The following is a 12,609-nucleotide window of genomic DNA, read 5'->3' on the forward strand; positions in this document are numbered from 1 at the left end:
TCCCCATGAGTGATATGACTCAGAGTCATAAATATACCTCTGAGTCATATCACTCAATCTGAAGTTGCCGGCCGACGCGGCCCATCAAATCGCCCGGCTCAACGGGCGCCCCGCCGGCCTGCACGAGCGCTTCCTTGGTTGGGCGAGGGTCCGGGGCGGCACAATGTTTCACGTGAATCATGAGCCGGGCGCCGAGATCCATTCCACCGACCCGTTCGCGGTGCCGAGCGGGCAGCGGTCGCCGGTACGCCGACTGCGCGGTCGGCTGGCCGCCCCGGTGACTCTCTGGACGGCGCCCGGCCCCGCCGGGCTGACGGTGTCGTCCACGCTGGTCGCCGAGGGGGAGCCGGACCGGCTGCTCGGGCTGATCGACGCGGAGTCCGATCTCTGGGCGGCAGTGGAGGAGGCGGGCCGGTTCGCGGTCGCGCCGCTCGGTCCGCCGCACCGGCAGCTCGCCGATCGGTTTGCGGGCCTCTTTCCCGCCCCGGGCGGGCTGTTCGCCGCCGGGGAGTGGATCGAAACGCCGTACGGGCCGGTCCCGGCGGACGCCGGCGGCTGGGCCGGGTGCCGACTGGACAGCGCCCGGGAGTACGGCTGGGGCCTGCTCGTGGAGGCCACCATCGAGACGGTCGACCTGGCCAAGGAGTCCTCTCCGCTGCTGCACTATCGCGGTCGGTACCACGAGCTGCCGTCCTGAGCGGACGCCTCACCCAGACCGACCGATCACCGCAGTGACCTGAGTCACTTGGCGCAGCCAACCAACCGCTCGGCGCACTCGCCGACCGGCATCGATCTCGGCCTTCCCTGTCGGGGAGTGCGCTCTTTACGGTGCGCGAAACTCCTCTGACGCCTGTGAAGGTGGTGATCCACAGATGTCCACGGACACACCCGCTCCGGCCGCTTCCCAGTCGGACAAGTACCTGGCCGTACAACGGTCGGACGAGTTCGCCGGGCTGCGGCGTGCGCTGCGCGGCTTCGTCTTCCCGATGACCGTCGCGTTCTTCCTGTGGTATGCGCTCTACGTCATTCTCTCCGCGTACGCCCGGGACTTCATGGGCACGAAGCTGTTCGGCAGCAACATCAACGTCGCGCTCGTCTTCGGCCTGCTCCAGTTCGTCTCCACGTTCCTGATCGCCTGGCTCTACTCCCGGTACGCGGATCGGAAGATCGACCCGATCGCCGACCGGATCCGCGAAGAGATCGGGGAGGTGACCCATGAGCAAGGTCCACGCGGTTGAGACGTTCCTGGCGGCTGAGGCGGGCAACCACACCGCCCGCAACCTGACCATCACGCTCTTCCTGGTCTTCGTGGCGGTGACCCTGGCCATCACGATCTGGGCCAGCCGGCAGACCAAGACGGCAACCGACTTCTACGCGGGCGGCCGGTCCTTCTCCGGCTTCCAGAACGGCATGGCGATCGGCGGCGACTACATGTCGGCCGCCTCGTTCCTCGGCATCGCCGGCATCATCGCCCTCTACGGCTACGACGGCTTCCTCTACTCGATCGGCTTCCTGGTCGCGTGGCTGGTGGCCCTGCTGCTGGTCGCGGAACTGCTGCGCAACTCGGGCCGGTACACGATGGCCGACGTGCTGGCCTTCCGGATGCGGCAGCGTCCGGTGCGTACGGCGGCGGCGGTCTCCACCATCACGGTGTCGATCTTCTACCTGTTGGCGCAGATGGTGGGTGCCGGTGCGCTCGTCGCGCTGCTGCTCGGCATCCGGCCGGGGACGACCTTCCTCGGCATGGACGCGGCGACCGCCAAGGTGGCGACCATCATCATGGTCGGCGCCCTGATGATCATTTACGTGACCGTGGGTGGCATGAAGGGCACCACGTACGTGCAGATCGTCAAGGCGTTCCTGCTGATGAGCGGCGCGCTGCTGATGACCGTGCTGGTGCTGGCGAAGTACAACTTCAACCTGTCGGAGCTGCTCGGCGCCGCCGCCGCGGCCTCCGGCAAGGGCGACGCCCTCCTGAACCCGGGCTTGCGGTACGGCGTGGAGGTCGCCGGGAACGCCACGCAGACCTTCTACAACAAGATGGATCTGCTCTCGCTCGGCATCGCCCTGGTGCTCGGCACGGCCGGCCTGCCGCACATCCTGATCCGCTTCTACACCGTGCCGACGGCCAAGGCGGCCCGCAAGAGCGTGCTCTGGGCCATCGGCATCATCGGCACCTTCTACCTGCTCACGCTGGCCCTCGGCTTCGGCGCGGCGGCGCTGGTGGGCAGCGAGGCCATCACCGCACAGGACAAGGCAGGCAACACCGCCGCACCACAGCTGGCGGAGGCGCTCGGCCTGGAGTTCTTCGGCGGCGAGCTGGGCGGCGCGGCCCTGCTGGCGATCATCGCGGCGGTCGCCTTCGCCACCATCCTGGCGGTGGTCGCCGGGTTGACCCTGGCTTCCTCGTCCAGCCTGGCGCATGACTTCTACGCGAACGTCATGAAGAAGGGGGAGGCGTCGGAGCGTCAGGAGGTGAAGGTCGCCCGGATCTCCGCCCTGGTGATCGGCGCGATCTCCATCCTGCTGTCGATCTACGCGCAGAACCTCAACGTGGCGTTCCTGGTGGCGCTGGCCTTCGCGGTCGCCGCCTCGGGCAACCTGCCGGCGATCCTCTACAGCCTGTTCTGGAGGCGGTTCAACACCTCCGGCGCGGTCTGGGCGATCTACGGCGGCCTGCTCTCGGCCGTACTGCTGGTGTTCTTCTCGCCAGTGGTCTCCGGCGCGGCGACGTCGATGTTCCCGGATCACGACTGGCAGTGGTTCCCGCTGTCCAACCCGGGCATCCTCTCCATCCCGTTCGGTTTCCTGTGCGGGTGGATCGGCACGGTCATCTCCAAGGAGCACGACGAGGACAAGTACGCGGAGCTGGAGGTGCGCGCCCTGACCGGCGCTGGCGCCCACTGATCCAGGCACCGGGCCCCCTGCAGACGCCACGCGTCTGCGGGGGGCCTCTCGCCGTAATCGGGGATCGGTAGGCTGACCAGCATGAAGGTTGCTGAGCGCTTCGGGTCCGGTCACCGCGTCCTCGTCACCGGCGGCGCTGGTTTCGTCCCGTCGCACCTGGTGGACGTCCTGATCGCCCGCGGTTGCACGGTGGTGGCGCTGGACAACTTCGTCACCGGCTCCAAGGAGAACGTCACTCACCTGCTGGACCAGCCAACCTTCACGCTGGTCGAGGCGGACATCTCCGACGGCCTGCCGGCCCACCACCCAGCGCTGGCCGAGCGGTTCGACGCGATCCTGCACATGGCCTCACCGGCCAGCCCCACCGACTTCGCCCAACTGCCGGTGGAGATCCTCCGGGTCGGCTCGGTCGGCACCCTGCACCTGTTGGAGCGCGCGGCCGCCGACGGCGCCCGGTTCCTGATGGCCTCCACCTCCGAGGCGTACGGGGACCCGAAGGAGCACCCGCAGCGCGAGACCTACTGGGGCAACGTCAACCCGATCGGGGTCCGCAGCGTCTACGACGAGGCGAAGCGGTTCTCCGAGGCGGCCACCATGGCGTACCACCGTTACCGCGGGCTCGACGCGGCGATCGTCCGGATCTTCAACACGTACGGCCCGCGGATGCGCCCGGACGACGGCCGCGCCATCCCCACCTTCATCTCCCAGGCGCTGCGCGGCGAGCCGATCACCGTGCACGGCACCGGCAACCAGACCCGATCCATCTGTTTCGTCGAGGACCTGGTGCGGGGCATCCTGCTGCTGCTCGACTCGACCGAGACGGGCCCGGTCAACTGCGGCACCGAGCACGAGCTGTCCATGCGGCAACTCGCTGAGTTGATCGTGTCGCTCTCCGACAGCAACTCGCAGGTGACCTACGTCACCCGCAGCTCCGACGATCCGGAGATGCGTCGGCCCGATCTCACTCTCGCCCGCGAACTGCTCGGCTACGAGCCGACGGTGGCGCCCGAAGATGGCCTGCGACGCACGATTGACTACTTCCGGGCGCGGCTAGGGTAACCGGTTCGTTGGGCATCGGCTGTCTCTGAGTGTCGCCTGAAGGCGGCGGTGGCTTCCGCTACGTACCCTGAGTTACATGTCAGCGACTTCGCCTGCCGGCGTCCCGCGTCCGCATCTGCACCGCAGCGCCGGGCGCGCGTCGGTTCCCGGCCCTGATCGGGGTGCCTCCGGGCGTGCCCGACCGACCGAGGCGCGCTTCTACCCGTCGTACGACGAGGAGCAGCCCGGGCCCGGCGGCCCGGCGGGGCCGCGAGGGCCTGGTGGGCCGGGTGGGGCCGGCGGGTCGGGGCGGCGTGGCCCGCGACCGCGCTGGGGTCGGATCGCTCTCGTGGCCGGGGTCGCGGTGCTGGTGTTGGCGCTGCTCGGCAGCGTGGGCGCCTGGCTGTACGCCCGCAACCTCAACGGCGACCTGGCCCGCACCGATCCGTTCGCGGAGATCACCGGTGGCCGCCCGACCAAGACCGTCGACGGGGCGCTGAACATCCTGTTGGTCGGTAGCGACTCGCGGGACCCGGACGCCCCGGTCGACACCAAGAGTCAGTGGCGGGCCGACACGATCATCGTGATGCACATCCCGGCCGATCATCAGGAGGCGTACCTGGTCTCCATCCCGCGGGACCTCTACGTGCCGATTCCGGAGAGCGCCGGCGCGGACTGCGACTCCGGCAAGCGCGCGAAGATCAACGCGGCGTTCGCGTTCGGCGGGCTGCCGCTGGCGGTACGCACGGTGGAGTGCTTCAGCGACGTCCGGATCGACCACGTGATGGCGATCGACTTCGGCGGTTTCAAGGAGGTCACCGACGCTCTCGACGGGGTGGACCTCAAGGTGGAGCGGACCATCACCTCGATCCACAAGCCGTACCGGACGTTCACCAAGGGCACCAACCACATGGACGGCGCGGAGGCGCTGGACTGGATCCGTCAGCGCAAGCAGTTCCCGGACGGAGACTTCGCCCGGATGCGGCACCAGCAGGAGTTCCTCCGGGCGTTGATGGACAAGGCGGCGAGCACCGGCACGCTGGCAAACCTGTCGAAGCTCAACAATTTCCTCCAATCGGTCACTGCGGCCGTAACCGTCGACCAAGGTTTCTCGGTTACAGACATGGCGCTGCAGTTCCGCAACCTGCGCGGCCAGAACCTCACTTTCGTAACCAGCCCGAACACGGGCAGTGACACGATCAACGGCGAGTCGGTGGTGGTCTCCGACCGGGAGAAGGCGCTCGCCATGTACCGGGCCATGTCGGCGGACACCATGGCGGACTGGGTCAAGGCCAACCCGCCGAAGAGCAAGGACGGCGGCTGACCGCAGCAGGAGCGGCTGTCGGCGGCCCGACGACCACCCCGCCGTTCGGGTCATCGAGCGGCGACGATCGACTGAGTACGAGAAAACAGACGTCCGGATGATCCGGGATGAACTCGCCAAGTCGAATCGATGTACGTACAGTGGTGCCGCCCCCTCCTGATCACGAGCTGGAGCACGCATGCCGGTTCAGGCCAGTCGTCGCCCTTCGTCCCCCGGGTCCGCCGCCCCCAGCGGCCGTGTCGCCGCAGCCATACCCGTGCAGACGCGCCCCTCGCGCGGCGGGCCGGGCGGTCGCCCGCCCGGCGGCGGCGATGGCGGCCGGGTGGGTGGCGGTGGGTCGGCGAAGAAGCGGACCAAGCGCAAGGACCCGCTCTGGGCCCGGCTGACCGTGGTGTTCGGGGCGGTGCTGATGCTCAGCAGCGGGGCCGTCGTCGTCGGCAGCAAGGTGATGATCGGTCAGGCGACCGGTGACATCGCCCAGCGCAATCTGCTGGGTGGGGCCGGCAAGTCCGACGCCGAGGGCGGGGCGAGCCTGGACGGGCCGATCGACATGCTGCTGCTCGGCGTGGACGCACGGGAGCGCTGGGCAGCCGACAACGTCCGCTCGGACAGCATCATCATCCTGCACATCCCGGCCACGCACGACCAGGCCTACCTGATCTCCATCCCTCGGGACACCGAGGCGCAGATCCCGGCATTCCAGAAGAGCGGTTGGGCCGGCGGCACCGGGAAGATCAATTCAGCCTTCGAGGCCGGCGCCCGCAACGGCGGTAACTGGGAGGGCGGCGCACAGCTGATGGCCGAGACGATCAAAAGACTCACCGGCATCAGCTTCGACGGCGCGGCGATCATCAACTTCGGCGGTTTCAAGAACGTCATCGACACCCTCGGCACGGTGAAGATCTGCGTGAGCCACGAGGTCAAGTCGAAGCACATGTCGTACGTCGACGGCAAGCCGATGTGGAACGCCGACGCCAAGAAGACCGGCAAGAAGATGACCCCGGTGCTGCACAAGAAGGGTTGCCAGGAGATGGAGGGCTGGGCGGCCCTGGACTACTCCCGGCAGCGCTACGGACTGCCCGGCGGCGACTACGACCGGCAGCAGAACCAGCAGCAGCTGATCAAGGCGATGGCCCGGAAGGCGACCGACGGCGGCATGCTGACCAAGCCCGCCAAGCTCCAGCAGCTGGTCAAGACGGCGGGTAAGGCGCTCGTGCTGGACACCGGCGGCGTGCCGATCGAGAACTTCATCTTCACCATGCGCGGGGTCACCGCGAACGAGCTGACCATGCTCAAGACCAACAACGGCACCTTCAACGGCAACGGCAACGGCAACGAGGCGTTGAGCGAAGAGACGCTTGCCATGTTCCGCGCCGTGAAGCAGGACAAGCTCGCCGAATTCGTCTTCACCCACCCCGAGGTGATCTCCACTCGTAAGTGAGGGCAGCGGCCGGAAGTCCCGAAACCCGGCGGCGGCACCGTCACCGCCCGTAGCCTTACGTGAGCAGGTTTCACGTATCGGCCGCGGGGAGGCTGTCACGTCCAGGTCGGGACGGAACACGGCGGGCCGGGCCGGAGTGCCCCCAACCGCCCGACCACGCCGCGCCCGTGGGTCGCGGATCCTGCTCGGCATCGGCCTGGCCCTCGTCCTGCTGGCCGGCCTCGCCCTGGTCGGGCTCAAGACGCTCAGCCACCGGTACGACCGCACGGTGACCAAGGAGCAACTGCTCGACCCCGACGCCCGCACCGACCGGACCGACCTGGACGGGCCACTCAACTATCTCCTGGTCGGCTCCGACCGGCGCCCCGGCGACAGCGGCCCGGACCAACGCTCGGACACCATCCTCATCGTGCACGTGCCCGCCGGCCAGCGGGAGGCCTACCTGGTCTCCATCCCGCGCGACCTGCTGGTCGCCATCCCACCCGGGAACGGCTTCGGTGGCGGGCAGGACAAGATCAATGCGGCGTACGAGCACGGCGGTGGCGGGCAGGCCGGAGCCCAACTGCTCTCCGCCACCCTGAACCGGCTCACCGGAATCCGGTTCGACGGCGCCGCGCTGATCGACTTCTCCGGCTTCCGGAAGGTCATCGACCTGCTCGGCGGGGTGCAGATGTGCGTGGACACCGAGGTCCGCTCGATCCACACCAACCGGGTCTTCCCCACCGGATGCCAACAGATGGACGGGGCGCAGGCGCTCGACTACGTACGACAGCGCTATGACCTGCCCGGGGGCGACTACGACCGGCAGCACCACCAGCAGCAGTTGCTCCGGGCGATGCTGGACAGCGCCGGCAAGGCGGACCTGCGGAGCAACCCGGTCAAGTTGGACCAGGTGCTCCGGGCGGTCGGCGGCTCGTTGACCATGGACACCAACGGCGTACCCCTGGAGGATCTGCTCCTCGCGCTGCGCGCGCTGCCGCCCGACGGAATGCGTGGCGTCCAGGTGCCGTCGTCCCCACAGACCATCGACGAGGTCTCGTACGTGGTGCTGGACAACGGGGGCAACGGGCTGTTCGAGGCGGTTCGCGGCCGAGCGATGCCGGCCTGGGCCCAGGCCAACCCGCGTTGGGTGACCCGGTTGTGACGGTGCCGACGGCCAGGTCGGTGCCGAACCGGTCGATGAGGATCTAGTGTTGGTTCCTGTGTTCGGACCCCAGGTTCCCACCGTGCCCGTGACCGAGATCGCCGACGAGACCTACCTGCTGGATGTGCGGGAGGACGACGAATGGGCGGCCGGCCACGCTCCCCATGCCCACCACCTGCCGATGATGGAGCTGCCAGCGCGGCTCGCGGAGGTGCCCACCGACCGTGACGTGGCGGTCGTCTGCCGCTCCGGGGGGCGTTCCGCCCAGGTCGTCGCCTACCTGATCAACAACGGGTGGGAGCAGGTGCGTAACGCCGACGGCGGGATGCGCCAGTGGGCTGCGGTCGGCCGACCGGTGGTCGACGCGAACGGGCAGCCCGGCCAGGTCATCTGAGGCGGCCGGGATGGCTGGGCCACTGGTCTTCGCGCACCGCGGAGCCTCGTACGACCTTCCCGAGCACACCCTCGCCGCGTACCTGCGCGCGCTCGACGAGGGCGCCGACGGCCTGGAGTGCGACGTCCGGCTGACCCGGGACGGGCACCTGGTCTGCGTGCACGACCGACGACTCGACCGCACCAGCAACGGTCGCGGTCTGGTCAGCGCGCGTACGCTCGCCGAGCTGGACGCGCTGGACTTCGGCTCGTGGCATCCGGGCAGCGCGCCGAACGGGGACCTACCGCCGGACGAGTCGCACACCCGGCTGCTGACCCTGGCCCGGCTGCTGGACGCGGTGCTCGCCGCCGGCCGGCCGGTCCGGCTGCTGGTGGAGACGAAACATCCGTCCCGCTACGGCTCGAACGTGGAACGGCGACTGGTCACTCTGCTGCGCCGGTACGGGCTGGCCGACCCGGCGCCGGACGACCCGGTGCAGGTCACCGTCATGTCGTTCTCCCCGCTGGCGGTCCGTCGGGTACGCGAGCTCGCTCCGAAGCTGCCGACGGTGCTGTTGCTGGAGGTGTTGCCGCCCTGGCTGCGGCTGGGTCGGCTGCCGTTCGGCACCCGTATCGCGGCGCCGGGCATCGGCCTGGTCCGGGCCCGTCCGAAACTGCTGCCCGCACTTCGGACGGCCGGCAACCAGGTGTACGTCTGGACGGTCAACGAACCGACCGACCTGGAGCTGGTGCTGGCCGCCGGGGCGGACGGGATCATCACTGACCGGCCGGCGTACGCCCTCGCCCGGCTGGACCGCTGACCGGGCGGGGGTGCCCAAAACCTCATCGGCGGGGCAGACTCGGCACATGCCGGAGCGTATCGATTTTCCCGCTCTCCTCGCTGGCCACACCATCATGATCGAGATGATCAATTCGGGGGAGGCGGGCCTTCCGGTCCTCACCCAACTGCTCCGAATGGTCCAGCCAGCCCTCGGTGCGACAGGTATGGCGTTCGTCGAGTTCGGTCCGACCGGCGGTCGCGTGATCGCCGCGACCGGCGCGGCGGAGTGGGCGCTCGGCCGTCCGCTGGCGGTCGACGACCCGGACACCGTCTGCCTGCTCGCCGGCCCACGGGTGCAACAGGTGCCGGTGGGCCACCTCAACGGCAAGCTGGCCGGCGAACTGGCCGGCAGTGGCCTGCGCCAGATGGTGGTCGCCCGGGCCGAGATCGGCGGCCACACCGTCGGCAGTCTGCACGCCCTCTATTCGAGCGACGATGAGCCGGGCGCCGATCGGCAGGGGGTGGTCGCCTACCTCGCGTCCTGCGTCGGGCACATGTACGGCGACCAGACCGGCCTACCCGTACACGGCGACGGGCCGGTGGTGGCGGCACTCGCCGACGGGCTGGCCGTCGTCGACCGGGACGGGCACGTCCGACTCTGGAACCCGGCCGCCGCCCAGGTCACCGGCCGATCGGTCGAGCAGGCGCTGAGCCGTCCACTGCCGTTTCCGCTGCCGCCCTCCGGCCAGGTTCGCGACCACCGGATGCCGGACGGTCGCTGGCTGCGGATCACCTCCGGCGACCTACCCGGCCCGGGCACGCTGCGGGTGGTCACCTTCCGCGACATCACCGACCAGCAGCGCCGCGACCACGACCGGGAGCTGTTCGTCGCGGTGACCAGTCACGAGCTGCGCACCCCGGTCACCGTGATCAAGGGGTACGCGGACACCCTCACCGACCACTGGGAGTCGCTGACCGAGGTCGACCGACGGCAGGCTGCCCGGGTGATCGGGCAACGCGCCAACGAGTTGGCCCGCCTGGTCGACCGTCTCCTCAGCTCGGCGGCCGAGGCGGGGCCGGGGGACGAACCACCCACCCTGTTCGACCTCTGCGACGCGCTGCGTTCCGCGGTCGTGGACCTGCCGGCGGAGTTGCGTCGCCGGCTGACGATCCTCCTCCCGGCCGACCTGCCCAAGGTGCTCGGCCACCGGCCCAGCCTGGCCACCGTGCTGACCGAGCTGACGACCAACGCCGGCAAGTACTCCGCACCGGACACTCCGATCGAGATCACCGCCTCGGTCGACGGTCAACTGGTGGCGTTCCGGGTCAGCGACCGGGGCATCGGCATCCGCCCGGAGCACGTGGAGCGGGCGTTCGACCGGTTCTGGCAGGGCGAGTCCGGCGACCGGCGCGGCTACCCGGGGGCGGGGCTCGGCCTCTATCTCGTCCGTCGAATCGTTGAACAGCAGAATGGATGGGTATCCCTACGTCCGAGGACCGGCGGCGGTACGGTCGCAGAGGTGCGGCTACCGCGCGGTTGACCGACGGTGACGCGACGTGGAGGCGACGGTGGCAGCGGCAGCGGCAGCGAGGGATCGGGCGTGGTGCGTGGTGGTTCCCCACCACCCGGCCGGGGCACGGCTGGCCCGGCACCGGCTCGCGGGTGAGCTGGCGGACGTCGTACCCCCGACGCTCTTGGCGGATCTGATCGCGGTACTCGCGGAGCTGGTGGGCAACGCGGTGCGGCACGCCCGACCGCTGCCCGGCGGAGTGGTCCGGGTGGCCTGGCGGTTGCGACCCTCGGCGGAGGGCGCAGTGATCCAACTGGGGGTCACCGACGGCGGCGCGAGCACCGGGCCTCGGCTCCGGACGGCCAGCACCGACGCCGCGGACGGGCGAGGGCTGCACATCGTGGCCGGTCTGGCCACCCGCTGGGGCGTCGAGCGGGACGGCATGGGCCAGCGCGTCTGGGCCGAGTTCGACCCGGCGCCGACACACCTACCGGACCTGGTGCCAGCGGCCTGAGTACGGCTCGGGCCGGTCCAGCCCACGAACGCGGTCGATCCGCTGTGGCGTGGGTCACAGAGGTTGAACCTCTCCGGTGGTGGCCGATACTCACCAGCGATGGACGAGTCGGACGCGGCGTTGCTCGCTCGTACCGCTCTGGGTGAGGAGCGGGCGTTCGAGTTGCTCTACGCGCGCCACGCGACGCCACTGATCGCTTACGCACAGTCAATTCTCGGCGAGCGCGGGCTGGCCGAGGAGACGTTGCAGGACACCTTCGTCGCGGTCTGGCGTGGTGCTGGTGGCTTCGAGCACCGGTCAGCGGTGCGCACCTGGCTGTTCGGGATCTGCCGCCGTCAGGCACTCAAGCGGCTCCGTGGCCGCCAGCCCCAGACGGCGCCCGCCGAGTGGGCCGAGGGCGTGCCGAGCACCGATCCGTCGCCGGAGGCGGTCGTGATCGCGCGGGCCGACGCCGCCGCGGTCGCGGGTGCGCTGGTGACGTTGTCGGTCCAGCATCGCGAGGTGCTCGACCTCGCGTTCGGGGCACGCCTGTCGCAGACCGATATCGCCGAGGTGCTCGGTGTGCCGCTCGGCACCGTCAAGAGCCGGCTCTTCCACGCCCGTGCCGTGCTGGCCAGGGCGTTGCCGGCAGAGGTCGAGAGGACAGCGGGATGATCCACCCCACCGAATCCCTGTCGGCCTATGTCGCCGGCACCCTCGCCGAGGGCGCGGCCGAACCGGTCCGTGCCCACCTGGACGTCTGTGCGACCTGCCGCGACGACGCCCTGGTGTGGACCCGGCTCGCCGAGGGCGTCCAGAGCGCGACGGCGCAGGTCGCGCCGCCGGCACCGGCACTGTTCGACCGAATCAGGCGCAGGATCAAACCACCCATTCCACGGTACGGAAAGAGCCTCGGCGCGGCACCGTTGCGGCGGGCGGCCGGCATCCTCGCCCACCAGTGGCGCCTGGTGACGTGGCAGGTGTGGGCGGTCTCGGCCGTCGCACTGGTCGCCGGGGCGCTGCTCGCCGCGTTCGTGCCGGCCGAACAGTCTCGGGGTGTTCTCGGGTCCGTGGTCCCGCTCGCCGCCGCGTTCCTCGTCGCGGCGTCCTGTGGCACCGGGCCAGCCGACGAGATCGTCCGCGCCACGCTGACCTCTCCCCGGGCGGTCCTCCTCGGCCGACTCACCGTCGTGATGGCCACCGTCACGGCCGGCGGGGTGCTGGCCACTCTCGGCTTCGCCGCGCTCGACGGCACCGGAGGCGGCGGCACCGCCTCCGGTGTGCCTGAGCTGCTGTTCGCGTGGCTCGGCCCGCTGGTTCCCTTGTGCGCGCTGAGTTTTGCCCTGTCGGTGCTGTGGCGGCCGGCGGTTGGGTTCGGCTTCGCCACGGGTCTGTGGGTGCTGCGGAATGTCACCGGAATCGGTCTCGCGGACCGCTGGGTCTCCGCGGTGGCCGAGCACATGTGGGCACCGGGGGCGGCCGTGTTCGCCGGCGCCGCCGCGGTCGTCGCCGTCACCGTCTTCTTCGCGCCCCGCCGAATCCCCGGATCGGGCTGAACCTTTCCGGCCGGCGCGGTACCCAGTGACGTGAAAGTTCAG

Annotated in this window: 13 protein-coding genes; all 13 read left to right on the top strand. The window is 69.9% G+C overall.

The window, feature by feature from the left end; translation table 11 throughout:
• The first annotated feature begins 46 nt into the window (after positions 1-46).
• A complete protein-coding gene (locus C7C45_RS17630; RefSeq protein ID WP_110564754.1) occupies positions 47-697 on the top strand; it encodes a flavin reductase family protein in 651 nt (216 codons plus the stop codon).
• 175 nt (positions 698-872) lie between these two features.
• Complete coding sequence (locus C7C45_RS17635; RefSeq protein WP_110564755.1) at positions 873-1,238, top strand: DUF485 domain-containing protein; 366 nt, start codon at positions 873-875, stop codon at positions 1,236-1,238.
• The gene (locus C7C45_RS17640) at positions 1,216-2,907 is read left to right on the top strand and encodes a solute symporter family protein (RefSeq protein ID WP_110564756.1); all 1,692 of its coding nucleotides are present in this window, start codon (positions 1,216-1,218) and stop codon (positions 2,905-2,907) included. The genes C7C45_RS17635 and C7C45_RS17640 overlap by 23 nt, the downstream gene beginning before the upstream one ends.
• Before the next feature lie 81 nt (positions 2,908-2,988).
• On the top strand, positions 2,989-3,966 hold the full coding sequence (locus tag C7C45_RS17645) for an NAD-dependent epimerase/dehydratase family protein (RefSeq protein WP_110564757.1): 978 nt from the start codon (positions 2,989-2,991) through the stop codon (positions 3,964-3,966).
• 76 nt (positions 3,967-4,042) lie between these two features.
• The gene (locus tag C7C45_RS17650) at positions 4,043-5,269 is read left to right on the top strand and encodes an LCP family protein (protein WP_110564758.1); all 1,227 of its coding nucleotides are present in this window, start codon (positions 4,043-4,045) and stop codon (positions 5,267-5,269) included.
• Positions 5,270-5,447: 178 nt separating this feature from the next.
• Positions 5,448-6,710, top strand: a complete 1,263-nt coding sequence (locus tag C7C45_RS17655) for an LCP family protein (protein WP_110564759.1) — start codon at positions 5,448-5,450, stop codon at positions 6,708-6,710.
• Between the two features lie 136 nt (positions 6,711-6,846).
• Positions 6,847-7,854 carry an LCP family protein gene (locus C7C45_RS17660; RefSeq protein WP_482805342.1) on the top strand — a complete coding sequence of 336 codons (1,008 nt, stop codon included), beginning with the start codon at positions 6,847-6,849 and terminating at the stop codon, positions 7,852-7,854.
• Positions 7,855-7,912: 58 nt separating this feature from the next.
• Positions 7,913-8,248, top strand: a complete 336-nt coding sequence (locus C7C45_RS17665) for a rhodanese-like domain-containing protein (protein WP_110564760.1) — start codon at positions 7,913-7,915, stop codon at positions 8,246-8,248.
• 10 nt (positions 8,249-8,258) lie between these two features.
• On the top strand, positions 8,259-9,047 hold the full coding sequence (locus tag C7C45_RS17670) for a glycerophosphodiester phosphodiesterase (protein WP_110564761.1): 789 nt from the start codon (positions 8,259-8,261) through the stop codon (positions 9,045-9,047).
• A 46-nt stretch (positions 9,048-9,093) separates the two neighbouring features.
• Positions 9,094-10,548 (top strand): PAS domain-containing sensor histidine kinase, encoded by a 1,455-nt coding sequence (locus tag C7C45_RS17675; RefSeq protein WP_110564762.1) that lies wholly within the window; start codon positions 9,094-9,096, stop codon positions 10,546-10,548.
• Positions 10,549-10,615: 67 nt separating this feature from the next.
• On the top strand, positions 10,616-11,032 hold the full coding sequence (locus C7C45_RS17680; RefSeq protein WP_110564763.1) for an ATP-binding protein: 417 nt from the start codon (positions 10,616-10,618) through the stop codon (positions 11,030-11,032).
• 99 nt (positions 11,033-11,131) lie between these two features.
• Entirely contained in the window at positions 11,132-11,686 is a 555-nt protein-coding gene (locus C7C45_RS17685; RefSeq protein WP_110564764.1) for an RNA polymerase sigma factor, read from the top strand.
• Positions 11,683-12,567 carry an anti-sigma factor family protein gene (locus C7C45_RS17690; protein WP_110564765.1) on the top strand — a complete coding sequence of 295 codons (885 nt, stop codon included), beginning with the start codon at positions 11,683-11,685 and terminating at the stop codon, positions 12,565-12,567. The genes C7C45_RS17685 and C7C45_RS17690 overlap by 4 nt, the downstream gene beginning before the upstream one ends.
• Positions 12,568-12,609 lie beyond the last annotated feature (42 nt).

Origin of the sequence: Micromonospora arborensis, from assembly GCF_003205615.1 — a bacterium.
Taxonomy (GTDB): domain Bacteria; phylum Actinomycetota; class Actinomycetes; order Mycobacteriales; family Micromonosporaceae; genus Micromonospora; species Micromonospora arborensis.

What these genes read in the sequence shown, in the direction of transcription:
- C7C45_RS17640 (WP_110564756.1), top strand. Translation starts at nt 1,216, where the DNA reads ATGAGCAAGGTCCACGCGGTTGAGACGTTCCTGGCGGCTGAGGCGGGC.
- C7C45_RS17685 (WP_110564764.1), top strand. Translation starts at nt 11,132, where the DNA reads ATGGACGAGTCGGACGCGGCGTTGCTCGCTCGTACCGCTCTGGGTGAG.
- C7C45_RS17670 (WP_110564761.1), top strand. Translation starts at nt 8,259, where the DNA reads ATGGCTGGGCCACTGGTCTTCGCGCACCGCGGAGCCTCGTACGACCTT.
- C7C45_RS17690 (WP_110564765.1), top strand. Translation starts at nt 11,683, where the DNA reads ATGATCCACCCCACCGAATCCCTGTCGGCCTATGTCGCCGGCACCCTC.
- C7C45_RS17645 (WP_110564757.1), top strand. Translation starts at nt 2,989, where the DNA reads ATGAAGGTTGCTGAGCGCTTCGGGTCCGGTCACCGCGTCCTCGTCACC.
- C7C45_RS17650 (WP_110564758.1), top strand. Translation starts at nt 4,043, where the DNA reads ATGTCAGCGACTTCGCCTGCCGGCGTCCCGCGTCCGCATCTGCACCGC.
- C7C45_RS17635 (WP_110564755.1), top strand. Translation starts at nt 873, where the DNA reads ATGTCCACGGACACACCCGCTCCGGCCGCTTCCCAGTCGGACAAGTAC.
- C7C45_RS17675 (WP_110564762.1), top strand. Translation starts at nt 9,094, where the DNA reads ATGCCGGAGCGTATCGATTTTCCCGCTCTCCTCGCTGGCCACACCATC.
- C7C45_RS17655 (WP_110564759.1), top strand. Translation starts at nt 5,448, where the DNA reads ATGCCGGTTCAGGCCAGTCGTCGCCCTTCGTCCCCCGGGTCCGCCGCC.